This is a genomic window from Cyclonatronum proteinivorum, assembly GCF_003353065.1.
GTDB lineage: Bacteria > Bacteroidota > Rhodothermia > Balneolales > Cyclonatronaceae > Cyclonatronum > Cyclonatronum proteinivorum.
Genome location: NZ_CP027806.1, coordinates 3,695,360 through 3,721,838 on the forward strand (window position 1 = coordinate 3,695,360; position 26,479 = coordinate 3,721,838).

General features: G+C 50.7%; 22 protein-coding genes. 9 read left to right on the top strand and 13 right to left on the bottom strand.

The window, feature by feature from the left end; translation table 11 throughout:
* The first annotated feature begins 339 nt into the window (after positions 1-339).
* From CYPRO_RS14065 to CYPRO_RS14075, 3 genes are all read left to right on the top strand, one after another.
* Positions 340-558, top strand: coding sequence for a hypothetical protein (locus tag CYPRO_RS14065; RefSeq protein ID WP_114985220.1), 219 nt, complete (start codon positions 340-342; stop codon positions 556-558).
* Positions 467-1,975: an IS701 family transposase gene (locus CYPRO_RS14070; protein ID WP_456298330.1), complete on the top strand. Its 1,509-nt coding sequence runs from the start codon at positions 467-469 to the stop codon at positions 1,973-1,975. Before CYPRO_RS14065 ends, CYPRO_RS14070 begins: the two co-directional genes overlap by 92 nt.
* Before the next feature lie 477 nt (positions 1,976-2,452).
* A complete protein-coding gene (locus CYPRO_RS14075; protein ID WP_114985221.1) occupies positions 2,453-2,824 on the top strand; it encodes a DUF4143 domain-containing protein in 372 nt (123 codons plus the stop codon).
* A 15-nt stretch (positions 2,825-2,839) separates the two neighbouring features.
* On the opposite strand, the gene CYPRO_RS14080 is transcribed toward CYPRO_RS14075, so the two are convergent.
* The 4 genes from CYPRO_RS14080 to CYPRO_RS14095 form a co-directional block, all read right to left on the bottom strand.
* On the bottom strand, positions 2,840-4,291 hold the full coding sequence (locus CYPRO_RS14080; protein ID WP_114985222.1) for a dihydrolipoyl dehydrogenase family protein: 1,452 nt from the start codon (positions 4,289-4,291) through the stop codon (positions 2,840-2,842).
* A 91-nt stretch (positions 4,292-4,382) separates the two neighbouring features.
* A complete protein-coding gene (locus CYPRO_RS14085) occupies positions 4,383-4,889 on the bottom strand; it encodes a GNAT family N-acetyltransferase (protein ID WP_114985223.1) in 507 nt (168 codons plus the stop codon).
* Complete coding sequence (locus CYPRO_RS14090) at positions 4,886-5,167, bottom strand: type II toxin-antitoxin system TacA family antitoxin (RefSeq protein ID WP_114985224.1); 282 nt, start codon at positions 5,165-5,167, stop codon at positions 4,886-4,888. Before CYPRO_RS14090 ends, CYPRO_RS14085 begins: the two co-directional genes overlap by 4 nt.
* 114 nt (positions 5,168-5,281) lie before the next feature.
* Positions 5,282-5,641: a hypothetical protein gene (locus CYPRO_RS14095; RefSeq protein WP_333472981.1), complete on the bottom strand. Its 360-nt coding sequence runs from the start codon at positions 5,639-5,641 to the stop codon at positions 5,282-5,284.
* Between the two features lie 173 nt (positions 5,642-5,814).
* On the opposite strand from CYPRO_RS14095, the gene CYPRO_RS14100 reads away from it, so the two are divergent.
* Positions 5,815-6,282: an LURP-one-related/scramblase family protein gene (locus tag CYPRO_RS14100; RefSeq protein WP_114985226.1), complete on the top strand. Its 468-nt coding sequence runs from the start codon at positions 5,815-5,817 to the stop codon at positions 6,280-6,282.
* 423 nt (positions 6,283-6,705) lie between these two features.
* Here the strand turns inward: CYPRO_RS14100 and CYPRO_RS14105 are convergent, their stop codons facing one another.
* Complete coding sequence (locus tag CYPRO_RS14105) at positions 6,706-7,596, bottom strand: bile acid:sodium symporter family protein (RefSeq protein WP_114985227.1); 891 nt, start codon at positions 7,594-7,596, stop codon at positions 6,706-6,708.
* 637 nt (positions 7,597-8,233) lie between these two features.
* Between CYPRO_RS14105 and CYPRO_RS14110 the strand changes: the two genes are divergently transcribed.
* Both CYPRO_RS14110 and CYPRO_RS14115 read left to right on the top strand, forming a co-directional pair.
* Positions 8,234-9,154 carry a UDP-2,3-diacylglucosamine diphosphatase gene (locus CYPRO_RS14110; protein WP_114985228.1) on the top strand — a complete coding sequence of 307 codons (921 nt, stop codon included), beginning with the start codon at positions 8,234-8,236 and terminating at the stop codon, positions 9,152-9,154.
* Positions 9,151-10,281 carry a glycosyltransferase family protein gene (locus CYPRO_RS14115; RefSeq protein WP_114985229.1) on the top strand — a complete coding sequence of 377 codons (1,131 nt, stop codon included), beginning with the start codon at positions 9,151-9,153 and terminating at the stop codon, positions 10,279-10,281. Before CYPRO_RS14110 ends, CYPRO_RS14115 begins: the two co-directional genes overlap by 4 nt.
* 147 nt (positions 10,282-10,428) lie before the next feature.
* Here CYPRO_RS14115 and CYPRO_RS14120 read toward each other — a convergent pair whose 3' ends face one another.
* On the bottom strand, positions 10,429-11,688 hold the full coding sequence (locus CYPRO_RS14120) for a PAS domain-containing protein (protein WP_114985230.1): 1,260 nt from the start codon (positions 11,686-11,688) through the stop codon (positions 10,429-10,431).
* Between the two features lie 273 nt (positions 11,689-11,961).
* Between CYPRO_RS14120 and recQ the strand changes: the two genes are divergently transcribed.
* Positions 11,962-14,115, top strand: a complete 2,154-nt coding sequence (gene recQ, locus CYPRO_RS14125) for a DNA helicase RecQ (RefSeq protein WP_164682818.1) — start codon at positions 11,962-11,964, stop codon at positions 14,113-14,115.
* A gap of 244 nt (positions 14,116-14,359) precedes the next feature.
* Here the strand turns inward: recQ and CYPRO_RS14130 are convergent, their stop codons facing one another.
* Positions 14,360-15,544, bottom strand: coding sequence for a PQQ-dependent sugar dehydrogenase (locus CYPRO_RS14130; RefSeq protein ID WP_114985232.1), 1,185 nt, complete (start codon positions 15,542-15,544; stop codon positions 14,360-14,362).
* 350 nt (positions 15,545-15,894) lie between these two features.
* Here CYPRO_RS14130 and CYPRO_RS14135 point away from each other — a divergent pair, with 350 nt between their 5' ends.
* Positions 15,895-16,377: a hypothetical protein gene (locus CYPRO_RS14135; RefSeq protein ID WP_114985233.1), complete on the top strand. Its 483-nt coding sequence runs from the start codon at positions 15,895-15,897 to the stop codon at positions 16,375-16,377.
* Between the two features lie 36 nt (positions 16,378-16,413).
* Here CYPRO_RS14135 and CYPRO_RS14140 read toward each other — a convergent pair whose 3' ends face one another.
* The 4 genes from CYPRO_RS14140 to CYPRO_RS14155 all read right to left on the bottom strand — a co-directional run bounded on the left by CYPRO_RS14140 (position 16,414) and on the right by CYPRO_RS14155 (position 21,199).
* A complete protein-coding gene (locus CYPRO_RS14140) occupies positions 16,414-17,199 on the bottom strand; it encodes a DUF1828 domain-containing protein (protein ID WP_114985234.1) in 786 nt (261 codons plus the stop codon).
* Positions 17,199-17,696, bottom strand: a complete 498-nt coding sequence (locus CYPRO_RS14145) for a hypothetical protein (protein ID WP_114985235.1) — start codon at positions 17,694-17,696, stop codon at positions 17,199-17,201. The genes CYPRO_RS14140 and CYPRO_RS14145 overlap by 1 nt, the downstream gene beginning before the upstream one ends.
* Positions 17,697-18,051: 355 nt before the next feature.
* Positions 18,052-19,521 carry a deoxyribodipyrimidine photo-lyase gene (locus CYPRO_RS14150; protein ID WP_114985236.1) on the bottom strand — a complete coding sequence of 490 codons (1,470 nt, stop codon included), beginning with the start codon at positions 19,519-19,521 and terminating at the stop codon, positions 18,052-18,054.
* A 124-nt stretch (positions 19,522-19,645) separates the two neighbouring features.
* Positions 19,646-21,199, bottom strand: coding sequence for a cryptochrome/photolyase family protein (locus CYPRO_RS14155; RefSeq protein ID WP_114985237.1), 1,554 nt, complete (start codon positions 21,197-21,199; stop codon positions 19,646-19,648).
* 97 nt (positions 21,200-21,296) lie between these two features.
* Between CYPRO_RS14155 and CYPRO_RS14160 the strand changes: the two genes are divergently transcribed.
* Positions 21,297-22,382, top strand: a complete 1,086-nt coding sequence (locus CYPRO_RS14160) for an SGNH/GDSL hydrolase family protein (protein WP_114985238.1) — start codon at positions 21,297-21,299, stop codon at positions 22,380-22,382.
* A 156-nt stretch (positions 22,383-22,538) separates the two neighbouring features.
* On the opposite strand, the gene CYPRO_RS14165 is transcribed toward CYPRO_RS14160, so the two are convergent.
* Together CYPRO_RS14165 and CYPRO_RS14170 are read right to left on the bottom strand one after the other, a co-directional pair.
* A complete protein-coding gene (locus tag CYPRO_RS14165; protein WP_114985239.1) occupies positions 22,539-25,553 on the bottom strand; it encodes an alpha-amylase domain-containing protein in 3,015 nt (1,004 codons plus the stop codon).
* 456 nt (positions 25,554-26,009) lie between these two features.
* Positions 26,010-26,477 (bottom strand): RES family NAD+ phosphorylase, encoded by a 468-nt coding sequence (locus CYPRO_RS14170; RefSeq protein WP_114985240.1) that lies wholly within the window; start codon positions 26,475-26,477, stop codon positions 26,010-26,012.
* Positions 26,478-26,479 lie beyond the last annotated feature (2 nt).

Consider the following 26,479-nt stretch of genomic DNA (forward strand, 5'->3'; position numbering starts at 1 on the left):
AGAATAAACAAGATGAAATGCATGGCATCCCGATTTCAACCCGCCCCGACGCCAATACCAGCGACCAGCCGCGTAGCGGTGACATCTTTGTAGTAAACCCGGCGTTCCGTGCTATCCGCAAACACCGGCATGCACATGGCGTACCTACGGCACGCTGATTTTGTGGGGGCCGACCGGTTTTCTACCCACATGCTGCCCCTACAGGGCACTGGAGTTTGGCTTTTGCTTGTATTTTTGAGTTTTTCGTAAAAAAATCCCGGTCTATGATGCATATGACCGGATTTTTTAGGATATTATTGTCTAGTTATATCACTAGATTATTCTTAAATCCTACCGCATATGGGCTATCCTACCAAAATTCAACGCATCGACCGCAAAGCCAGCCAGCAGTGGTATGTCAATATGCCTGCCGCCGTGGCTGAAGCTATGGAATTCCAAAAAGGCGAAACCATCGAATGGATCATCGATGACCAGCAGCATATGGTTCTTAAGCGCGACGCCAAACTCGTCAGCAGCCTTAAAAAAAACTGCCTCAAACGCGCTGACAAGCCAGTTTGACAGCCTGCTCCACGAATCCACTCACAGTAAACTGACGCCCAAAATGCAAAGACTGGTACACGATCTTGCCTACGGTCTGGTTAATTGTGGCGGTAAGCGCACGCTCACAGGCATGCTGAGCGGTAGCGGCAACCAGTTCTGTGACTGGACGGCCGCTTACCGGATGTTCAGCAAGCAGCGCTTTGACCCGCAGGACCTGCTGGATGTCAGCCTGCGCCACGGGGTCAGCCTGGCGCCTGACAACGCTCCGGTCATTGCCCATATCGACGATACCCTGCTGAAAAAAACAGGACGCAAAGTACATGGTGCGAAATGGCAGCGAGACCCGCTTGGACCCGCTTTCCACACCAATTTTATCTGGGCACAGCGCTTTGTACAGGCCAGTATCGCCTGCCCGGCCTCTTCGCAGCTTTGTCAGGCACGGAGTATACCGGTGAGTTTTGTCCATGCGCCCATGCCGGTTAAACCCGGCCGTAATGCGGATCAGCTGCAAAAGGACGCTTACAAAGAAGCTAAAAAGAAAAGCAGGATAAGCTGTGTTGGCGCAAAGCTGGTGGGTTCATTGCGCCAGCGCCTCAACGAGTTGGGATCAGCCTCACGTCACCTGCTTGTAAGTTTTGATGGGGGGTATACCAATCGCGAAGTAATCCAAAACTTGCCGGCGCATACAACCTTCATCGGCAGGGTCCGCAAAGACGCTAAAATCTATGATCCACCTGCTGACCAGCCTGACACAGGGCGGCGGCGCTTGTACGGGGAGCCTAAGTTAACTCCGGACCAGATTCGTACCAGTGATCAGGTAAGCTGGCAGAAGGTCAAAGCTTTCGCGGCAGGCAAGGAGCACGAGTTTAAATTAAAGGTAGTAGAAAACGTTAAGTGGAAGCCTGCGGGCGGGCACCAGCTACTCAAGCTTATTATTATCAGTCCTCTTGGGTACCGCTTGGCTAAAGGGGCGAACCTGTTGTACCGTAAACCCGCCTTTCTGATAACCAATGACCTGAAGTTACCGCTGCAAACCCTGCTTCAGGCTTATGTTTGGCGCTGGGAGATTGAAGTCAACTTTCGAGAGCAGAAAACCCTGATGGGCTGCGGGCAGGCACAGGTGCGCAACCAGCACTCCGCCGAAGGTGTACCTAAGTTTGTTACAGCGGTGTACAGTCTGTTACTGCTTGCCGCTGAACACTGCAGCAGGCAGAATGATCCACCGGTCCAAATGCTGCAACGTGCCAAGTGGTACCCCGAGAAAGAAAACAGTAGGTGGACGACAGGAGACATTTGTAACCGCTTCAGGGCGGAATACTACAGCAAAGCCATAGGGGTGAGTTTTGACGGCTTCATGAACAAAAGGTACCGAAAGCAGAACCACCTAAAACTGCTAAACCCGGCTTTATCGGCCATGATTAGCATCAGAACTTAGCCAAACTCCAGTGCCCTGTAAGGGCAGGGTCTTGTTCTGATCATCTTTCGGTGTGGAACGGTTCGTTCCGGCACAATAGCAACATCCATGATATGCCGCCCTTTCAGGGCTGATTGTGTTGGTTTGCGCCTGACACAGGGTTGGCACCCTGTGCTATGATATTTCGCCCTTACAGGGCTACAGGGCTGGAACGGTGATGGTAATTGTTACCTGGCTGCGTATCGGCATCGGCGCAAATCCGCTGGTTCGGGATCATGTCCGTCAAGGAACGCGTACCGGACGTGTACCGATGCCAATGCTAACACCCAGCCGCGTAGCGGTGCATTCTTCATAGAAATCGCATTTCGCCACCCCCATTAACCCGGGCGTACAGCCCGCAATAAACCCGCTATAGACGCGCGTAGTGACGCTAAATTTTGCGTCATTCACAAATGTGAGCGCTATGAGATAAAGGGTAAAGACCTGCTATAAGGGAGCGTGAAATATTACCTGAATGATCTTGCCTTCAAAAATTATATGTTTCCGGGAGTACATCTTGGATGGGGACATCTCATGGAAAATCTTGTTTTCATTGAATTGCTGGCAAGGGGCTACACCATCTACACCGGTCAGTACCGTAATAAAGAAGTTGATTTTGTTATTCAGCGTGGTGATGAAGTCCAATACCTTCAGGTTGCCTGGCAACTTACCGATGAAGCAACCCATACCCGTGAATATGCTTCCTTACTAAGCATTCAGGATGCCCATCCGAAAAGTGTTATTTCAGCGGATGACCTGGCGCTTGCTCCATATAAAGGAGTACCGAACCTGCTATACTGGGACACCTTCTCGGGTAATGTTTCACTTTAAGGAGACGCGCACCCTTCACACAATCCGGTCCGGATCGCTTAGATCCGGCAGCGGGCCGCGGTAGCCGAAAATGCGTTTGAGCCATTTCACGAGGCCGACGCTTTGGTTTTTGATGTACCACTGATCGGCGGCGCGGCGGGCGCCCAGGGCGTAGGTCGGATACGGAAAAATGGTATCGGCCATATTGCGCAGGGTGAGGCCGTTGCGCATGGCAAGGGCAAACTGCCCGATCAGGTCGCCGGCGTGTGCACCCAGGATATCGGCGGCCAGGATTTTGCCGCTGAACTTTTTCGCATACACATAAATCCAGCCGGTCGTGACTCCATCGGTGATGGCACGGTCATTTTTTTTGTAGGGAAAGCGGTAGGTTTCGTAGCGTGTACCGGCTGCGTCGAGCTCGGCTTTGGTCGGGCCCAGGTGCGCGATCTCGGGATCGGTGTACGTGGCCCAGGGTACGTGGCGGGCGTCGATTTTCATCGGCACTTTAAGGAGCATGTTGGTGACCGCAACCTTGGCCATGTGTTCGCTCATGTGCGTGAACTGAAACCGCCCGGTGACATCGCCCGCCGCGTAGATGTGCCGCTGATTGGTACGGCAGCGGTCATTGACGCTAATCCCTGATTTCGTAACGTGCACCCCCGCCTGCCCGAGACCTAAGGTTTCCGTATTGGGCTGTCTTCCGGCAGCAACAAGAAGTTTTGCGGCGCTCAGTGTCTTTGTGCTTCCGTCCGCACAGCTAATGCTGACCATAATTCGCCTGTCATCCCCGCTTACCGACTGAATACTTCGGTTCAGATAAAAACGGACGCCTTCTTTTTCCATCTCATTCCGAAGCATGCCCGCAAACTCAGGCAGATCCTTGCCCAGAATTTCGTTGGCCCTATCCACGACCGTGACCTGCGTGCCGAGCCGCTGAAAGGCCTGCGCCATTTCGGTTCCGATGGGTCCGCCCCCAATGATGATCATACTTTCGGGCAGCTCACGCAGCTCAAAAAGGCTATGATTGGTGAGATAAGGCGTTTCATCGAGGCCGGAGATGGGCGGCACCATGGCCCGGCTTCCGGTTGCAATCAGAAAATAACGGCTCGTGATTTCGCGGCTGTTGCCGTCAGGCTGTTTCAGGGTCAGGCTGTGCGGTCCGGTGAAAACGGCCGTCCCAAAAGCCACTTCAACACCCATTTTGCGGAAAATATCAGGATGATCGGCGTCTTCGTACACTTCATCCCGGATGTAATCGAGCGTTTGCCGGACTTCCGCCCAATCCGCTTTTCTTCCGCGGATTTTCGCTTTTTTGGCAAGGTTCAGCATGATTTTGCTGGGTACGCAGCCGTACCAGGTGCAATCGCCGCCGAGCCGGTCGCGCTCAATCATCAGGGTTTTGGCGCCAAAACCCGCGCCCATGCCGGAGGAAGTCAGCCCGGCAGCGCCGCCGCCGATGACGATGAGGTCGTATTCGTATGTTGGCATGGTTGAGATTTTGGATTAAAATAATTACTAAAAAACTTGACCAACAAGGCCCCAAAACAAATTTAGAACTGAATTTTATAGAAAATGATGTTTAGGTATCCAATAATAGCGCTGCAATAGTCTTCATTGGAAGAAACATTTTCACGCTGTCAGCCAGGTCAATAAAGCCGTATTTCAGATAAAAGCTTCGGGCAGCTTCATCAATAGGATCTACAATTACAGCCATCGATCCGATCGATTTAGAAGCAACGTAGCTACGCTTTAAGGCATCCAGCAATAGACGCTCACCGAGTCGCTCTCCATCATATCTTTTGTCACGAGCCAATCTACCAAGTAAGGTAACCGGAAGCGCAGTATAGGAAGGCGGCATTTTCTTTATCACTTCAATTGGAAGAAGTTCTTTTTGAATGCCTGCATTTGAGAGGGTATAATAACCCTTGATCTCGTTATGACTATTCACTATCACAAAACAAGCTGCTAACTTCCGCTTCATATCTTGATTAGCCTGTTTATGCAAGTATTGACTTAACTGACCTTGACTACAATCAAACTTGTCTTTGATATGTTTTGTGGTTAGTAGCTCAGTAAGATAAGTCATAGGTTATCAATCAGTTTTTTATACCGATCTGCGGCTTCTTTTAAATGCTTATTGGGCTCAGCGGGGGATGTAATTGCTTCAAAGAAAATCTCCTGATCCCGCTTTGAAGCAAGTATTGTCTGATGCTCACTTACAATTAAGTCTGCTTTTTGCTGGGCAGCATGAAGTATAAAATCTGTTAGGCTTCGAAATCCACCTAACTGCGCTGCTTGCTCAAAAAATTGCTTTTGCTGACGGGGTACTCGTGCATTAATTCTCTCAGTTGATAGTGATTCCATTTGATCTCAAATATTTATTCTCGTTTAATTGTACGCACAATATACGTACATTGCTTTTTAAAAAACAGCAAATCTAAAAAAATTATCAGCTTTTCGGATCACAACCGATCTAAATTAACCCCCACCCAATCCTTCCTGAATTTCGGCTTCTGCGGCTTCATTCATTTTTTTACGCGCTTTGCTGAGCGTGGACCAGACTGCATACAGGATGATGGCCACGATAAAAATATACACCCAGGCCGGTACATTTTCACCAGCAATGATCAGGTACACGTAGGCGGAAACCGCGCAGGCACTTGCCATGAGTACCGGGCCTGTGACCGGTTTTTTCTTTTTGATGTTGCGCGCCAGCCAGGCCATTGCCAGCCAGAAGAGGGGTATTGCGCCCACATAAATGCTGCCAAAAATGACCGGGTTAACCCCGTAGGGCTCACCCAGCCCCATAAACCAATCCACAAATGTTTGCCACTCCACCAATAACCTCCTCGTTCTGAAAAGATGGATTTACGATAATCTTAATTTTTTTCTTAACGTAATGATACCACAAAACGCCCTTATAGTTCTTAGCTGATTTCAGACAGAACTTCAGCGAATACAATAAATTAACACCATTCAACTGAAACAGCCGCTTCTACAAATTTGTATGTATGCTTTCCATTAAATCAACAAATGGCTTCAAAACCAAATACGACATTTTCGATACAGAGGTCAAAATTGGTTCTATTGTAAAAAGTAATTGGACGAACACTTTCACCATTACACTGCCTGACCGCAACCTGGTGATGCAAGCCGAAAAATGGTACCGCTCAAACCGGGTTGTGTTGGAAAATGAAGCGGAAATAGCAAAGGTCACCAAAAAGCTTTTTACGCTGAAACCGCGCTTTTTTGTTGAGTACAACAAGCGGACTTTTGTGCTGCGTCCGACGAATTTTATGCAGACTGAATTTGCGCTCTCCCTGGGTGAGGAAGGTGCCTTTATCGGGAATATTACACGCAGCGGCGTTTTCTCCAACACCTATGAAGCCGACCTGCCGGATAGTATCGAGCTTTGGTTTCAGTGCGTGCTCATTTGTATCATCGTTGAGTATAAGCTTACGCAAGCCGCTGCGTCTTAGCCCGCATTATTCACAATTAAACAGGATTTATTTGCTAAGTGTTAGTTTAAATTTGGCTTAGCAAAAAACACCGGTAGCCCAAATTTGAGTGCGGTGTAAAAACTGCGAAATTTCCCCGCTGGCGGCGTTGAATCTGAAAACTCATGCTCAGGGTACTTAGGTACCCTTCCGCTGAGTTTTCAGCTTCGCCTTGCCAGCAAGAAAATTTCTTGGTGAATAATGCGGGTTAGCCCGCAAAACGCCGGTGTTAACACAGGTCCAGGGTCAGGACTCGCGGCTGGTCTATATCCCAAAAAGCAAGGGATTCATCTTTGACTTGGGAGCTCAGAAGCTGCCACGTAAGCATTGATGTTCTCGGAGTTTTACCTAAAAAAAACAAGCACGTATACGCAGACAGCCGGTTGCAGGGCTGCCCTGTTGGTATTACGTGAGCTCGAGTTCCGGCTTTGGTCTATCGGGCCGGATGAATTTGTTTCCGAGGAAGATGACGAGCACCGCGGAGCCGTACATGAGGATGCCGTACATGGCTACGGGGATGACCATCACGGGGTTTTGGAGGAGAGTTGCGGCGATCATGATGCCCATGGTGCCGTTTTGGATGCCGCTTTCTATGGCTACGGTGAGCCGCTGCCGGGCCGATAGTCCGAAGGCGAGTGCGAGGGCAAAACCGGCGGACATGGTTACCGCGTTGAGGGTGAGCACGGCCGGACCGGTTTGCACGAAAAAGACGGGCAGGTTTTCGCGCTCTTTTATGAGGGCTGCAATGACGATGAGGGTGAAGAATACCGCGGAAATGATTTTGACAGGCCGCTCGGCATTTTTAGAGAAGACGGGGTTTTTGCGGCGGATGAACATCCCGATGGCGACCGGAATGAGGGTTACGCCCATTATTTGCACGATGGTTCGCAGCACCGGCAGGGTGACGCTGCCTTCCTCGCCAAACCAGCCGATGGAGAGGTTCACGATGAGCGGGATGGTGATGATGGTGACGAGCGAGCTCACGGCAGTAAGGCTGATCGATAGGGCAAGATCGCCCCGCGCAAGGTGCGAAACGAGGTTAGAAGTAGGTCCGCCGGGACAGGCCGCGATAATCATGAGGCCGACGGCAAGCGCACCAGTGAGACCGAAGAGTTTTACCAGAAGGAAGCCCACAATGGGCAGCAAAATGAGCTGCGCGCCGAGCCCTACAATCGCCGCTTTGGGTGCGGTAGCAATACGGCGGAAATCATCCGGGCGCAGGGAGAGGCCCATCCCCATCATAATGAAGGCAAGGGCAAGCGGCAGGAAAACCGCGGTGAGAATACTGGATTCCATCTGTGTGCGAGTAAGTTTGAAATTTGGCTTCCGCGAAAATAGCACAAGCGGCTACAAGGATGAAATCTTAAGTTAGGAGAAGATAACCTGCCCTTTACACAGCCTTAACAGTTGGGAAATATACAGGCCTTAGATTGATGGTGCATTGAAGATCAGAATCAGCTATCACGCCTATCATTCTGTGTGGCAGCTGGTTCCTAACCGTAAAGTTGGTTTCGTGACAGGTATCGATAGGGAGCAATGCTCCAATTAACGACCTCAAACAATCCTCAAAAGCCCGTCGGTCTGCCAGCCGGGGGGCTTGTTTTTTGGATTCCCGATTTTACGAGCCTGTCATGCAAAATCAGGATTTTGCACTGCGAATACAACTATTGCATATCCATCTATGAAAAATGCCCTAACGTTTCAGGTACTTTCATAAGAAACAGTCGCTTACCAAACGCACTGTATTGGTTTTCGTGATGGTACTTCTGAGCTTTATAAGTCACGGATACAAACGCTGTTCACGCTTGGGATGAGGTTTTCACCTTTCACATCAAATGAGTTCAACAGGTCCGTTTAGGCCCATAATGTATTTGAATTGTCCCTGATACTAACATCTAACACATCGATCTAACACTAATCAACATCCGAATTTATGGCAGAAAAACGCCCGCTTGACCTTCTCGTCATTTCTGACGTGCACCTTGGTACTTACGGCTGCCATGCCGAAGAGTTGAACAGCTATCTCAAAACCGTAAAACCTGCGATTCTGGTGCTGAACGGCGACATCCTCGATATGTGGCAATTCCGGAAATACTACTTCCCAAAAAGCCATCTGAAGGTGCTCAAACGCATTATCAGCATGATGAGCCAGGGCACGCAGGTGTACTATCTCACCGGCAATCACGACGAGAACCTGCGGCGCTTCACCAACTTTGAGACCGGCAATTTTCACCTTGTTGACAAGCTGTTGCTCAGACTTGACGGCAAAACAGCTTGGTTTTTCCACGGTGATGTTTTTGATGTGACCATGAAACATTCCAAGTGGCTGGCTAAGCTGGGTGGTTTTGGATATGATTTGCTCACTATGATTAACCGATTTGTGAATTTTATTTCTACTTCACTCGGATATTCAAAAATATCCCTTTCAAAGCGAATTAAAGACGGTGTAAAGTCTGCAGTTCGATTTGTGGATGACTTCGAAAAAACTGCCACCGATTTGGCGATTGATAACCGCTACGATTACGTGGTGTGCGGACACATTCACCGGCCTGCAATTAAGACAGTCGAAAGCAGCAAAGGTAAGGTGACCTATCTTAACTCCGGCGACTGGATTGAGAACCTGACGGCACTCGAGTATCACGAAGGCGAGTGGTCGATGTACCGGTACGACGAGGCCGCCTTCAGCCATGGGCCGGAAGAAGAACCGGATTCTGCAGAAGCGGAACTGGTGATGAACGGTATTCCTGCCATTTCCTTCGGGGATATGGTACTGGAAGAACTTACTGCCGGGCAAATGATTCGCCGCGTAGCCGACGCGCAACCTTTTACTGCAAACGGTAAATATCACGTATGAAAATTCTGTACGGCATTCAGGGCACAGGAAACGGTCACATGAGCCGGGCCAACGCCATTGTTCCGCGACTCAGCGAGTATGCGGAAGTGGACATTCTTGTAAGCGGTCACAGTAGTGAAATCAAGTCTGGTTTCCCTGTTAAGTTTCAGTATCCCGGGCTTGGTTTTTCCTTCGGAAAGAACGGCGGTATTAACTACTGGCAATCACTCGTGCGCTCGAAACCTGCACAGTTTATTAAAGACATCCGCAAGCTGCCCGTTCAAAGCTATGATTTTATTATTACTGACTTTGAACCGGTTACAGCATGGGCTGCCCGCTTAAGCGGCACTCCGTGCATAGGCGTTAGTCATCAGGCTTCTTTTCTTTCACAAAAAACACCACGGCCTCGCAGCACGCAATGGTTTGGCGAAACTCTCTTCCAATGGTACGCCCCAGTTGATACCGCTATTGGTTTTCACTATCAGCCCTACGACTACAGTATTCTCACACCTGTTATTCGTGATGAAGTCCGCAGCCTGAATCCATCTGATGAAGGTCACGTCACCATTTACCTGCCTGCATACAGCCCCGACCGTCTTTTGCCCCATCTTCAAAAACTGGGTTTACCGGTACACCTTTTCACCAAGCACGAGCACCTAGCACGAACTGCCGGAAACATCAGGATCATGCCTGTTAACAGCGAAGGTTACCTTCGGAGTCTCGAAAGCTGCACAGCACTTGTGTGCGGCGCAGGGTTTGAGTCGCCTTCTGAAGGTTTATTCCTGGGCAAGCGTATGCTGTGTATCCCTATGAAACAGCAGTATGAGCAGCACTGTAACGCCGCCGCTCTTCAGCAAATGGGTATTGCTGTGCACCCAAAAGTTGATGACGGATTCACGGCTGAGCTTCAGCAATTGCTTGAAAGGCCTGCACCAGAACCACTGTGCTATCCTGATGTCCTGACGGAAGTCTGCGACACCGTCTTCTCCCTGTACAGCAATTTCGAAGTCATACGACTTTGTAGCATGAATCAGTACGCAGCAGATAACAGGCTTCTCAGCATGCCAAAGCCGGACTTCAGCAGCGAAAACTCCCACACGCCCGACTTTTCCTTCGGAACTACGGATCAACCAGCGGTTAACAGCTGAAGGTCTAACTTTAAAAAATTATAAACGGATCACGTGCTGCAGCTTCAAAAAAAGCGCTCGCCATTATACATAAAAAAAGCCCGCCCGGAATTTGCTGAGAAATTCCGGAGCGGGCTTTTTTAGAATTGAGATGTTATCTGGCGCTTACTAAACTGTTTTGAGCGCCTCCTTACCGGCAGCTACAAAAGAGCCTTTGAACTCACCGGACTTTTCGGTGTCAGGCTTGGAATAGTCCATCACCTGTACGGCTTCTCCGTTTTTTTTGAGAATCCGGAAGCTTTGCGTCGCTGATCTGCCTTCGCTCATGGCCTTGTAATGCTTTCTTACCGAGATCAGGTCTTCGGGATGAATCAGTTTGGTGAAACCGTCTTCTCCAAGACACTCATCTTTGCTGTACCCCGTAAGCTCCTGGAAACCGTCGGAAATCCATTTTACAGTAGGAAGCCCGTTTTCATTGATTTCAAATCCATAGGTGAAGTCGTTCTTACGCTCAAAAACTTTGTCGAAACCAAGATTCCGCTTCTTCAGGATTTCGAGCACGTTTTTGCGCATGCTCACATTGGAAATGATAGCGCGGGCGATACGGTCTCCGTCGTTGGTGAGCACTTTAAGATTGAGCTCGGCCTGCACCGGCATTCCGTTTTTGCGGCGGAACATAATAGTGAAAGCGTCCGCGTGATTACGGATATCGTTTTCTGAGCCGGTGAAAATTGCCTTGAGCACGGGGACATCGTTCGCTGGGGTAAATTCCCAAATGCTGGCATTTTGCAGCTCTTCGTTGGTGTAGCCCAGCATTTCACGGAAGGCTTTGTTCGCGTCGATAACCAGACCGTTAAGGCTGAGATCAACGTAAGTTTGTTTTGAACCTTCGAACAGATCGTCGAAATTGGTGTTGGTATCCATCACCTTTTTCTCGGAGCGTTTGCGCTCGGTGATGTCATGCTGATACGAAACCCAGTGCGTTATTTCGCCCCTGCGGTTGGTCAGCGGGTGAATATCCCACTGATTGATATACTCGGAGCCGTCTTTGCGGTAGTTGACGGTCTGACCAAAGAATGAATTCCCTTTCTCCAGATTTGCACGAAGGCGATCCAGCGTCTTCCGATCTGTTTTTTCGCCCTGTAAGATTCTGGGCGTTTGCCCCATCACTTCTTCACGCTTATATCCGGTCATACGCTGGAATCCGTCGTTGACGTAGCAAATTCGCGGACCGGGATTGTTGAGCTCGAGATCGGTTACAATGATCGAATCATAATCATTGCGTACAGCTGACTCAAGTAGTTCGAGCCAGGTTTTGTACTGTTCGGCTTTTTTTGCTTCCGCTTCAAACAGTTGTTTAAGCGTTTCATAGGAAGCTTCATCTTTGGCAAGGGCCTGAAGCTTTTGGGTCAGATCAGAATCCAGCATATCAGTAATTATTGAATAAAAAATCGGTGAGAATATAAACCTTTACAGCTAAAATCAGAATTCTCAATTTCGCTATTAAAATCAGAAGGATAGAATTGCTGCAAATGACCTGTTTCAGGTGCGTTTTGGCTGCAGATTATTGGGAGTAACACGCTTGTCAGGCGTCATCATTCCAAAAATCAGTGACATTCGCAGGCAAAAGAAAAATGACCTGTAAGGAAAGCAGCTCTGGTGAATCATTACAGGAAATTTTAGTTTAGCCCCCCTATGACAATGACTAAAGCAGAAAAAATTCTAAAAGAATACTTTGGGTATGAATCCTTCAGGCCCAATCAAAAAGACGCGATTGAATCCGTGCTCAGCGGCAGGGATACTTTTGTGCTGATGCCAACCGGGGGCGGCAAGTCCCTTTGCTATCAGATTCCGGCCCTACTCATGCCAGGGCTGACCATCGTCGTTTCCCCGCTTATTGCGCTCATGAAAGATCAGGTCGACGCCCTGCGCGCCAATGGTGTAGGTGCTGCCTTCATCAATTCAAGCACCGCGTACAATGAGCAGGTTGAAACCGCTATGAAGATCCGGCGGGGTGAAATCCGCCTACTTTATGTGGCACCGGAGCGCTTTAAAAGTAAAGACGCCGTTTTTAGCGACATACTCACCGGCAACACCATCAGCCTGTTTGCGGTTGATGAAGCGCACTGTATTTCGCACTGGGGACATGATTTCCGCCCGGACTATCTCGAACTCGCTTCCCTGAAAAAAAGGTATCCCGATGTTCCGGTCATTGCACTCACCGCGAGTGCTGATGAAACAACCCGGAAAGACATCACCGAAAAGCTCAGGCTGCAAGACCCGCAAACGCTCATATCGAGCTTCAACCGGAGCAACATACGCTATGAAGTACGGCAGCCTTCCGACGCTTTTGGCGAGCTTCTCGACTTTCTGAAAGATTACCGCTCGGAATCAGGTATCATCTATACCCTGAAACGCAGCAGCACCGAAGAACTGGCCGAGCAACTGAAGGCCGAAGGCTTCAACGCCCTTCCCTATCATGCCGGCCTGCCGCCTGAGAAGCGGGCGAAATATCAGGAGCTGTTTCTGCGCGATGAAGTGCCCATCATGGTGGCAACCATTGCATTTGGCATGGGTATCGACAAGTCTAACGTGCGCTTTGTGGTGCACATGAATATGCCCAAAAACATCGAAAGCTATTATCAGGAAACCGGGCGCGCGGGGCGGGACGGCCTGGCAAGTACCGCGCTTTTGTTTCTCAATTATGGTGATCTGAACACCCTGCGCTTCTTCGCAACCATCGAAGACAATCCGCAGCAAACCGACATCATGATGCGCAAACTGGATATGATGCTCGCTTTCTGCGAAGCCAAAACATGCCGACGCGAATATCTGATGCGGTACTTCGGGGAAGATCACCCTTCGTCCTGCGGTAATTGTGATGTCTGCCTTAATGATTACATCAGCTACGATTACACCATAGAAGGACAAAAAGTGCTCTCAGCGGTAGCCCGCATGGGTCAGCAGTACGGCGCAGAAATGGTAGCGCAGTTGCTGAAGGGCTCCAAATCCAAAAAGATGCAGTTTTGGATGCGTGACCTGAAAACCTACGGGGCAGGCCGCGATCAGCCGGTTTCCTTCTGGCGCGATATGATTAACGAGCTTACCGCGGCCGGCTTTCTGCAGCGCGTAACAGGATCGCTGCCGGTGTACAAACTCACCGCCAAAAGCCGCGCATTGCTTAAAGGCGAAGCGCGGTTCATGGTTCAGAAACCGCGTGCTGTGGCGAACATCAGCAATCAGCGAACAACCGCAGGTGAGCTGCGACATGACCGTGTGCTGTTTCAGAAACTGCGCCAATTGCGCAAGAGCATTGCCGACGCAGAGAGTGTTGCCCCCTTTGTCGTGCTCTCAGATGCTTCCCTTCAGGAACTTGCCGCCTATTTTCCGCAAAACAAAGAACAGTTGCTCAACATTACCGGCTTCGGCAGCAAAAAAACGGAGACCTACGGACAGCGCTTTCTCGATGTCATCATCCCGTACTGCAGCGAAAATAATATTCGCCCCAGAACCATCCCGCCCAAAAAGCGGGGCAGCTATCCGCGAAGCAAGTCCAAGACCGCCAAAAGCGACACCGCGCTTCAAACCCTGCAGCTATTCCGTGCCGGGAAATCCATCCCGGAAATTGCAGAACACCGCGAGCTGAAGCCTTCTACCATTGAAAATCATCTCGCAGCCTTCGTAGAACGTGGCATGCTGGAAGCTGATGAAATCGTAGAAGCGGATAAAATTCAAACCATAGCCGAAGCTGTCAAACAAAACGACAGCGGCCTGATGCGCGAAATCAAAGATTCGCTGGGTGAAGGATACAGCTACGGGGAAATCAAAATTGTTATGGCAGCACTTCAGGCCTGAGCAGTCCCCAAAGCGCGCTTTTGCAAGGTGATTGCCGGTTTGTAGACAAGCATATCCTGCCCAAAAGCGGCGTAAACAGCATAACCGCTGAGCCAGATTCTCACCTTGGCTCAGGTTTTTTTTTGAGATAAATCCCCGGACTCCCCGAAAACGCAGGCTTGGTTTAGCTTCCCATCCGTACCATAAAAAACCCCGGCAGCTTTTTAGACTGACGGGGTTTTATGCTTTTGGGCACGTTTAAAACCTATGAGCGCGGTACGGCTTCTACGCGAATCAGGGAACCGTTACTTTCGTCTGTCAACAGGTAAACGTGACCGTCGGGTCCCTGTCGCACATCACGGATACGTCCGAAGCTTTGGGTAAACAGCTCTTCGATGTGAAGCACTTCGGAGTCGCTCTTAAGAACGCGAAGCACGCGCTGCGGACGCAAACCGCCAGCGAGTAAGTTGCCTTCCCAATTGGAAAAAGCGCCGTTTGTAATCAGCGCCAATCCGGAAGGCGCAAGGGTGGGCAGGAATTCAAAAAAGGGATCTTCAATACCGTCCATTTGGCGGGCTTCAGAACCCGGATACGGGCCTTCGGTGCGGTAATCAAAACCCTGCGTTACGGTTGGCCAGCCGTAGTTGCGTCCTGCCTGCGGACGATTCAGAAGGTCACCACCCCGCGGGCCATGATCGGTTACCCATATTTCATTGGTCTCAGGATCAACCACAAGACCCTGGATATTGCGGTGTCCGTATGAAAAGATCTCCGGCAGCGCGTCATTGCGGCCCACGAACGGATTATCAGACGGCACAGAACCGTCATCGTTAAGGCGCAGCAGCGTACCGGCATGATCCATAAGGTCCTGCGCGCGCGGCGGCTCAGCACCACGATCCCCAACGGACATCAGCAAGAAACCGTCGTTGGTCCACGCAATCCGGGATCCGTAATGCCGGCCGGGCTGTGAAAAGCGATCCTGCACAAACAACTCTTCTACGTCAACAAGGCTGTCGCCTTCGATCCGGGCGCGAATGAGCGTTGTTGCGGTCAGCTCTTCATCATTAGCCTGTGAATAGGTCAGGTAAATCCAGCCATTTTCTTCATACTGCGGATGTACAGATACATCAAGCAATCCACCCTGACGGAAGGCATGAATGCGGGGGAGTCCGTCGATAGTGCGGCGCTCAGAGCCATCCTGACTGATATGATTGAGTCTGCCGGGCTTTTCGGTTACAAGCATGCTGCCATCCGGCAAAAAAGCCACACCCCATGGATTTTCAAGACCAGTAGCGATTGCCGTTGTTCGCACGCGGTGATACTCGGTATTGCGTTCAGTGTTAATATTTGTGGTTATATCGGAAGTATTCTCCGAGCCTGATGAAGCTTCGTTGCAAGCTGTAGAAGCCAGCACGGAAACGCCCAACATGCTCAGCAATAGTTTGCGCATATGATTCGGATTTAGAGTGATTAATTAGTTGTTGCAACACGGATAAAATAACCCATCAGCCTGAATTGGAGTGCCTTTTGAGTAGTATAATGTTGTAAGACGGCTTAATGTTTATTTGCATACCACTATCTTCAGAATAGCCCTGTATTCCCATTGCTATGAAAGGCCTCAGGCTGCGAAAGCATATCTAAGATACTATTTATTTTGCTCTTAGTTAAATTACTTACCCTGAGTACTGACTTGTTTAGAAGTTTGCTCAATGCTACGCAGGAAAAAATCGTGCTGAAATATGGCGGCTAAGCTTATTATTTTGTGGCAAAGCTTTTTATTCCTTAACTCCACATCCGCCCGTGCGCACCATCAGAAACACCGTTTTTTTCTTCTTCTTCTTTATCACACTCATTTCGGCCTGCAGTTCCCAACAGGAAGACACGCAGCATGCGCCCGAAGCTGACCCTGCAACCGAGCTTTCCGACGCGGAAGCCCTTTCCCGTTTTACAGGCGTTTGGATAACACCCGAAACCTATCAGCCCCTTGAAAGTGCGCGTCTACGTCTGCGCCTGATTGAAGCTGAAATGCGCGTTAGCGGCAGTTTACAGTACCGGGATCTGACGGATATACAGGAGGCTGCCCCGACGCCACCGCAGTTGTTTATGAGTGCTGTTCTCAGCGGCAGCAGCTCGGCCCGCACCCTAACCGCGGAAATCCGCAACGAAAGCGGCGACATTTTGGGGGATGCGCGCCTTGCCCTTCGCGAAGATCAGCTTCACATTCAGCTACTCAACCCCATCCCCGGACTTTCGGCCATCTTTGTGCTTGAACGGGAAGGGTGAGTGGGGTTTTAACTGATCAAACACAATATAGTAGACCTAATTCAGGCTGATTTTTCGCAGCAGCTTTCTTGAAAAATCGCGCTTAGCATCCAACGAAGAAATAATTTCACCCCCGGCATTAGAAAGTCTTGCAAGATCTTGTTTTGGAATTGCACCCAGATCGGAGAAAATCAGCAAGCTGTCAAAATCCGCTTCAACTCTTAGCAACCTTTCAATAATCATGGTCGTCAGCCGTGCTTTATCTTTGTTTGGAATCCCAAAAAGAAAAAGCGGGGCATGCTTACCTTCAATACGATAGTCGATTGGGTAGTCCTGCGCATTTTCCATTTTGTCGTAGAAATAATCTTTCACCACCTTGTCTTCACCGACAACCTTGAATAATTCTTCCTGAAGGTCTTCATAAAAAGTTGATTCATTTCGGGATCTGTTCAAAAAGGAAAGATCATAGACTTTTGTCAGCGCCTGGCCTAACCGAAAAATATTCTGTCCTATTTCTTCAATTGGGGTTTCAATAAAGAAAGCTCCGTTATCTTCTTCTACTGACATCTCAGCCAGGATTTGTTCTAAAAGTTTACCCCTTGTTCCGGTTCTGAACTTATCAACATCATTTTCATAGCTAAGGTGCATCATGGTATGACCCATATCAGAAAGTCTTATAAGACCACCTGGCATTTCTTGAATGTATATCTGATACGGATCTCCGTCAGCAAAAAAGAATGGCGTTTCCACTGAAATCAGACACCCGTTTTTTGCTTCCAACTTAACTTCAGCACACATATATGTGCTGAGTGCATGCTGCAGCTTTGTAATATCGAAGTTCATTAATCGAATAATTTAGTTTGTCCGGTTTCATCAGGCAATGTGCTTATCCCTGAAATTTTGCAGTCTGTTATCAGACAGTGAAACGCACCCTCCAATGAAGTGAATCTGTCGGTTTCAGAAGCGTAACCTTCAGGTTTTCTATTGGCCTTAATGTATTTTTCGGTTGCTTCGTGAATATGACAGATGTAACCAAGCCTGTATTTTTCCAGCTGATTAAAATGGTTATGACTGGGCCCATTGTATCTGCGCAGCGTTAAAGACTCGCCGTTTGGAGCAACCCAACTTATGCCACAAGAAAAATCATCTGTCATCCCTTCCCTAAGGTTTTGACGCTTGTAAACAGAGAAAACGCATGCTGTTTTATCTGATGAAACAACTTTGTAATTCACTTGTTCATGCCCGTCTCTGACTTTCTTCTTCGCTTGAGGGTTAACCAGTTCCTTAGGACAGTCTAAAAGAGCTGCAATTACGTCATCAGATAAAATCTCAAAAGCCATACTTAATACTTTTATAAAACAGTACGGATTTACAATAGCTTTTCACTGAGAGCCATTGACCTTATTTAAAATAAGGTTCTGTAAATAAAAACAGAACGGACGGTGAGCATAATAGAAAAGTCATTTTGTCTGGCACAATAGGCGCAAAGAATGATAATTTACCTGCAATCCCGACTGATAAGGAATCTCCCTTCTTAGGAATATGAGTCCACAATAATTAACACAAGAACAATTTCCGAACTTGTTGGAGGGGTTAAGTTCAGGCGGATTTACCGCTACTGACCGTAATGTGCAAGAAATTCCCCTTATCAAACAGAGACAAAGATGTTCCGATCACAGGGCACCTAAATATCGCTCAGAACCGCGCGTATTTTTTGAGGTATTCTTTGATTTTGACTTTTTTACGCGTGCTGTCGCTGGTCATGTAGCGGACCTTGCCGAAGATTTTGCGCTCGGGACCCCAGGCGCGGTCGAAGCGGCCGAAAATCCAGAAGATGCCGGAGTAGCTGTTGGGGTCGCGGCCGTCGATGGCGTAGATGTTGTTGAGGCGGATGAGGTAGTCGAGGGCAGTGCGGGCGTCGGGCGTCCATTGGAGGACTTTTTTGCCCCAGAGCATGCGCAGGTAGTTGTGGATGCGGCCTTCTCGTACGAGCTGCCGCTGCGCTGCATTCCAGATGTCATCTTCCGTTTCGGCGTTCGCGAGCTGTTCGTAGGTGTACACGACGGGCCGCGGATCGGCCTCGTGCTCGGTGAGGGTTTCCTGAGCCCAGTCAGGCAGGGACTCAAATTGATCGTAGTTAGGGGTGTGGTGCGCAAAATGGAAGCCGACTTCCCGCCAGGTGATGAGCTCGTCGAGCCAGGCTTCGATGCCGGTTTCGCCGCCGAAGAAGCCGTCGCGCTTGCCGTTTTGGGGCTTGAGTGTATCCCGGCTCCAGTCACGCGGCTGACGCCGAAGCGCGTGATCGACCAGCTCGTGCTCGCTGATTTTGCCGAAATGCAGCCACGGACTCAGGCGGCTTGTGCCCTCGGTATCCGGATCGTTGCGCTCTTCGTCGTAGGCTTTGAGATCGAATTCGAGGAACTGCGTCGTACGCTCGAGTCCGGCTTTGCGGGTGCCTTCGATTGCGAGCGGCTTCACGCTTTGATCGACATCAATGCCGGCAAGCCACTCCTTCGAAAAACGCCCTGCCGTTTTAGCGTCCGGATATTTTTGGGTTACGGATTCCCCGAGCTGAACCATGTCACGGTTCTGGAGATCCGCCAGCGGATTTTCTTTCGGGGGATGCTCAAAGCAATGCCGGAATTGTTTCTGCATGGTTTTCCGGAAAATGTAGGCCGAATAGGGCGCTTTATCGGTCATTTTCATCGGGATGATGCCGTTGGAATCAATCGAGTAGTAGGGCACATCCAGCGTTTGCGGGATGCTCTCGTTACGCTTGCGCATGATGAAAATCGGGTACTCGTCGGTCACGACCAGACAGGATTTCGCCGCCAGCTCGCGAAACAGCGCAGGATACTCGCCGGCTTCCTCCTCCAGAAAGCTGTAGTAGTTGAAGCCCTCTTTTTCGGCAATTTCCTGATGCTCGGCCATGCCCTGCATGATGAACCAATGCGTACGCGCCGTACGCCAGGGGTAGTCGCAGGATAGCGCTTCGAAAACCAGCAGCGGCTTGCCGAGCTTGTTGGCCCAGGCGACGGCGTATTCGAGCGCGAAATTGTAGTGCAGCCGCCGGTTGATCTGCATCCAGTAGAGGACAAATTCGCCCTCGGGATTGGGTTCGTTTTCGTTGCGCTTGAACACGCGCAGGCTGTTGATGTTTTTCATTTCGGGAAGGATGTTGGATTAAAAGGCGGTCATCGGTTACCGGCACCCACGGAAAGGGATCGGCCCGGCACTTTTGATTTGAAGCAGGCAGGGGAACGGGCAAGGGGCGCATCCCCCGAAAAAATCAGGTATGCTCGTAGCGCTCGAGGGCGTCGATGTAGCGCGCTGCATCCTCGCGGATTTGCTGCCGCTCTTCCGGGCTTTTTTTGTTGAGCATGTTCAGCATGAAGGAGACGCGTCCGTTTTCCTCGAAGGCCGGCTGATGGTTGTCCACAAAGTTCCAGTACAGGTAGTTGAGGGGGCAGGCTTTAGGGCCATTTTTCTTGCTGACCGAGTAGTGACAGTTTTTGCAATAGTCGCTCATCTTATTGATGTAGTTACCGCTCGACACGTAGGGCTTGGAGGCCAGCACGCCGCCATCGGCAAAGGTGCTCATCCCGAGCACGTTGGGCAGCACGACCCACTCCCAGGCGTCAAGGTAGCCGTACCAGAACCATTTGAGCAGTTCGCGCGGGTCGGTTTCGGTAAGGTTGCTGTAATTGCTGAGGACCATCAGCCGCGGGATGTGGTGCGAGTAGCCGGTCTCAAGCACCGGTTTGACGCACTCGCTGATACACTTCATATTGGTTTCGCCGGTCCAGAACGACATCGGCAAGCCGCGCTCAAAGCCGAAGGTGTTGGCCAGCCGCACTTCGGGCATCATGGCCTCGTAGTAGTTGCGGATGTACTCGCGCCAGCCGATAATTTGCCGGATGTACCCCTCGACCGAGTTGATGGGCGCGCTGCCGTTTTCCCAGGCTTCGAGGGCGCGCTCGCACAACTCTTCGGCTCCGAGCAGGCCGTTGTTCATATAAATAGAGAGCGTCGAGTGATAAACCACATACTCGCCGGTGACGAGCGCATCTTCGTAAGGACCAAATTCTTTGAAGCGGTTTTGGAAGAAGTCATCGGCAGCGTTGAGTGCCCCGGCGCGGTCAACGGCGTGATTAAATCCCGCGGTTTCACCCCAGTGATCGGGGAAACGGGATGCGACTTCCTCCATAACGGCTTGCGTGATGGCATCGGGCGCGAAAGTGACCGGCTTGGGCGGCTTTTTCCCTTTTGGGAGTTTTTTGCGGTTTTCCTTGTCGTAGTTCCAGTCCCCGCCTTCGGGTTTACCGTTCTGCATCAGATAGCCAGTCCGCTTGCGCATCTCCCGGTAAAAATACTCCAGGAGATATCCCCCTGCCATTTTCTCCCTCCACTCCTCGGGGTCGGACATAAAAAAGGTGTTGGGATGGCATTCGAGCGTACCCGTCTTTTCGGCCAAAGCCGCAAGTTCCTGACGCAAATCGTATTCCGCGGGCTGCATATAGTGCAGCTCATGCTCTCCGGAAGCAAGACGCGCTTCAAGCTGTGCCGCAACAGCTTCTTCCCCTTTCAGATAGGCGACCTGCCAGCCTTCCTCCATGCACTCCGTCGCGAAATGCCGCTGCGCACTCCAGATGTAGGTGATTTTTTTCTTGTGAAAAGGCAGCTTCGAGACCTCTGCGGCTGACTCGCAAAAAATCAGGCTGTTTTTTTCGGGGGTAAAGGAGGATGGAATCTGAGCCCGGTTCAGCTGATCGGCATTGACAAACCAAAGCTGTTTATGGAGCCTGCCGGAGGAAGAAAATTCGGAAAGGGTATCGCCTGACATTCGGGATTGCTGTTTTTTGGGATTGGATTTACAGCTTTGTAACTCTATACTTTGGGGCAATCATTCACGGAACCGGTCTAAACAAGCCCCGCAAAGGATGTCCAAATCTCTCCTTTTTTACAGCCTGCTTTTCGTTTTCTCGCTGCTCAGCGGCTTCATCGTGCTTGAAGCCGGTCTGCGGGCGCTTGACCGCGCGCCGGTGCAAAGTACCTGGCTGGCCTTTCATGAACGGGGGGCTTCGACCAACCTCCCTAACCTGCGCCCCCTGCATACGCATCAGGACATCCGAGTGCGCTACGAACTTTCGGAGCTCCGCACCCGCGGCGCGCTGCCCGAGCCACAGCACTACAACATCTGGATGTTCGGGGATTCCTTCACCTTCGGATTACTGCTTCAGGAAGAGGACACCTTCATCGCGCGGCTCAACCGGAAAGCGATTTGTCAGGATGACGGTTGCCTGGATCAGGTCCGCTTCATCAATGCCGGCGTTGGCGGAACCGGGCTCTCCAATTGGCCCGCCTGGCTGGAAGTTTTCGGGGAAGCTTTACCGATGGACGCCCTGTTTTTCGTGCACAACTACGACGATATGGAGCGCAGCTTCTGGTCCAATCACTACGTGCTGAAAGGCGACGAACTGCTGCCTTCTCTTCGGTGGATTGAGCGCCCCTCCAAACAGCGTCTTGACCGCTCCGGTTTCTGGCGCTGGCTCCGGGAAAACTTCCGGGCGTTCACCATGCTCCATACGCTGATGTGGGGCAGCGTCTTTTTTGAAGACATCATCAAAAGCGGGAACCCGGATTTTTTGCCGCCGCCTGTTTTTGAAACGATGGATGAGTGGGTGAACTACAACATCAGGCTGAGCGAAGCGCTGTATCGCCGGAGTCTGGAAATAGCGGCTGAAACGGGAGTCCCGCTGTGGAGCGGCAGCACCGGATGGATCAGCCCACCGCACCTGACCGACGGCAACCGTGCTGTTTTTGAAAGCCTGCCCGAAACGCTGGCAGCACTCGGGGTGCCCTACTTTGACATCAGCCAGGCGATGTTTGAGCGTCTCGGCGGAGATTACGAGCCGGTAACGATTCCGGGGGACACGCACCCCGGTCCTGAAGGAGCTCAATTGATCGCGGAGCTTTTATGGGATGATTTTGCGCCTTTTCTGCGGGCACATCTTGGGTGTGAATAAATGTCACCCGTTTCACCATGCCTCCTTACACCGCCCGCAGAGCGCATAAAGGGGTCAGCAAGCTTCGGTTTTCCGGTCCTACCCCATCCAAAATAAAAAACCCCGCCAACTTTCGTCGGACGGGGTTTTTATCTGTCTCACAGCACCAATGGGGGCTTATTTGATCAGGGTCATTTTTCGGGTGAGAACCTGTCCGCCGGTTTGCAGACGGTACAGGTACACGCCGCTCGCAAGGCGGGTTGCGTCAAAATTGAGCGTGTAAGTACCCGGCTGCATCACTTCATCAACAAGCAATGCAACACGCTGACCAAGCAGGTTGAAGACCTCCAGGGTTACCTGTCCCGTTTCCGGTACGGCGTAGCGGATGTTTGTTGTAGGGTTGAAGGGGTTCGGATAGTTCTGACTCAACTCGGCCTGTGTCGGAAGTTCGGAGCGGGTTTCCGGTTCAATGTTGGTCGGATCGCTGATGGAGAACCATGGGGTGTGGAAGGGGCCGCCTTCAACAGTGCCGAAATCAGCATTGTATCCGAAGTTTTGGAAGGCATCAGCTGTACCATTGGCGTCGCCGGGCAGAAGCACGTTGGAGAAATAGCCTGTTCCCGATACGATAAAGGCAAAGGCACGGAAGCGTCCGCCGCTCACGCCAAGATCAGCGAGGGCAACCGCGAATTCGACCCCGTGATTGGCTTCGCCATCATTAAGCATCGCATAGCGGATACTGTTGGCCGGGAACAAACCGTCTTCAGCCGGACCCGTGCCTGTTGCTCCGTTACCACCAGGACTCGCTGAAGCCGGGAGTACCAGCTTGCCGAGCTTTTCATCACCGGTATAATCGGCAACTGACATCAGCACGCGGTTTTGTGCACCGATCCAGGCAAAGCCGAAATCAACTTCAAAGTCCATTTTGAAGGCCTGATTAACCGGATTCGGCGGATTCAGGAAGGAGACCGCACCTTCGGCACCGCCCAGCGGTGTGCCGGCCGGCAAGCCCTGCACCTCTTCGAAATCAAGAAAGATCCCGATACCATCGGCATCACCGAGCACCATTTCGGATTCGATAGCAATATAAAGCGAATCTGAGTCCGCGAAATACCACAACGCGCGGACATCTTTGCCGGGCCCGAAACCAGCGTTATCGTTTTCCTTTTCAGCCATCAGAATGTACTGCGGCTCGTTGATGACCCCGTCAATGCGGAAAGCGGTAGCTTCGTTGGGATCAACTACTTCGAATACAATTTCCAGAAGATTATCAGACGGGTCGCTGTCATCTTCAAAATCAATCTCCGCTACAGCCGTGTAGGTGCCGGGTAGCAGCAGCTCAAATCCTTCGAAAACCGCCTCGTTTGTTACGCCGGAACCGATCTGCGGGATGGTAATCGCATCGGCATAGACTACCTCGTTGCCTGATAGCACTGTAAAGGTAAGGCCAATGTTTTGCTGCGAGAACAGACTCTCATTTGTAAAGCTCACCCGCGGGGTGATGGTTTCTTCAATGAAGCGGGTGCCTGTCGGGCTCACGATTTCATTCAGCGCGATATTGGCCGGCGGCAGCTCGAGACTGTATTCAACCGGTACAAAAATATGATAGCTTGATGGCTTGGTTTTAATACGCGCACGTCCGTCTTCAAACACTTCAATCGTACCATCAAAGTTACCGGTGAGGTCATACAGGGTGCGCTCGGGCCACTGTGTATCAACCCATACATCAATTTCGAATGAAGAGTGCTTGTTAATGGCAACGATCAGGCCGGTGTCGCCGCCGGTTCCGCTACGTTCCGCAATATAGACGTGCCGCGGATCTTCATCCGGATTGCCGGGGAAAAAGGGATTGCCGCCGCCATCGCCTGGACGCGTAAGCGCGCGGTAGCTGCCGCCGCCCAACTGATTGCGCACCTGAAGCAGCAGGTTGATTTCATCGCGCAAACCGTAATTAAAGTAATCGCGGTACCAAACCTGCGCATAGCCGGGATGGGTTAGCATGTGGGCGTAAGCCAGCATTTTGTTGTTCACAACCGGGCTGTGACCGGGTGCTGTTACCGAGCCGGTGTAATCTGTGCGGTCGAAATCATGGTTATCCACAAAAAACACAATTTGCTCAAAAGGCACGCCAAACACATTGTGCAGACCGGCATTGTGCCAGTTCCGGATATCGTAATTATCGCCGCCATCGCTCATGGCTTTATAGGCAAAACGCATATTGAAGTCGAAAATCGCACCGGGCTTGCTCGGTGGCGGGGAAGGACTGAATGGCGAATTGGTCGTATTCAGCATTTCCAGATACGCCAGTTTGCGTCCGATATCACCGTCGAAGAGCTCATGCACATGAAATTTTCCCTGCATGGCACCAAAATTCATAAATGACTTGAAATATTCGGGATGAACGCCCTTCACGAAGTCAAAGCGGTAGCCATCCAGGCCAAGGGTATTGGTGAGCCAGTCACCCCAAACCTTCAGACTGTCGCCAACCGGCAGACTCTGCCCCGAACCCGTATGCAGTGCATTGGTGTACCCAAACTCATTCACATACATCTGATGAAAACCCGCCAACTGACTGCCGCTCAGGAAATCAGCGGTGTTGCTCTGATTGTGCACCGCATTCGGGAAAAAGAATTCGTTACCTTCCCCTACCGGCCAGCCGATACGACCTGACCCATGTGTTAGGGGGAAAGCCGTGAAGGTCGAATCCCCGTCGGGACTGAACAGCGAGCCGCCGTTGCGGTCCGTGTAAAACTCACCGTAAATATTGGGCTCCAGGTTTCCACCCGAGCGGTGATTAAGCACAATATCGGCATAGACCTTGAGTCCATTCGCCTTAAGGCGCTCTATCGCAAACTGAAGGTTCTCAAGGGTTCCGTATCTGGTCGGGATAAAAGCGCCTGTACCGGAAGTCTGATCACCGGCACGGCTGTCAAAGTTACCCAGATCATAGTAGTCATACGGGGTGTAACCGACATCGAATCCGCCCGCAGCTCCTTTACTTGGCGGCGGCAGCCAAATGCTGTTGAACCCGGCAAGACCAAGAAGGTCCGCATTTACAGCCAGCGAGTCATACCAAACGCCGCCTGGCGTAACGTCCCAGTAGAAACCCTGCATCATGGTCCGGTCCTGCTGCGCTTGCGCAGCACCCGACACAATCAAAGTGAAAACAAAAAGTAACAGGTATTTTTTCATATCAGAGATTAGGTTTGGCCGCTCCCCCGAATCTAATGGAAGCGGCTTGTAAAAATGTAAGCGCTTTCATAATACCCAAAACTACGGATAGAAACAACAGCTTCACGACATGCCCGCAGCAGCTTTTACAATTTCCAAAATCCCGACATCCCCGGGAAACAAACACAATCCCTTCTGGCTCTAAACCCTCCCAAAAGCGCAAACTTCCCCTGCAAGGTATGAGCATTTCCCGCAAGCATACCTTAAGACCCGCTTGCGTATCAGGTCCTTGTTTTATTTTTTGGGGAAACTCCGAGAAAATCAATGTTGTCGAGGGAGGACTTGAGTCCCCAAACCTAAGATAGGTCCATTGCTTTTGGGGAGGCCTTCAACAATAAACCCATGTGTTCAACATGCGCTATAGCAAAAAATGGCTTAAACTTTCTGTTAATTCGGATAAACCCACTCATTTTTACGCTACTGCTTGATCCGAAAATCGAACTTAAGGGGAATTACCGACACAACAGTTATACTTCGCGCGTCCGGGTGAAGGGGGTTGATGAGATAGTTGAATGATGCCGGAACAATGGCACTTGGTACTTTCAGGACAGCCGCGCCCTGTTGCATTACAAAATCGTCCCCGATAAGCTGGGTCTCAGATGTCGGAGGCTTGGCGTCCCAAGTGTCCGGCAGATTATCCGGATTTAGCACCTGAACAGAAACCGAATCAGGAATTTCTATTTCGACATAAACACGGTCGGTCGGTAAATCTTCGCTGATGTCGAGGTGCACGGAAATTTCAAGCAACGCAAGCGCACGGCTTTCAGAAGTGTACACAAGACGCGTGTAAAGGCTGTTCCACCTAAAACCTGAAGACCGCGCAGCTCCTATGCCCTGCAGAGTCGTTTCGAGATACTTTTTCCGCTCAACCCGAAATACGCGCATTA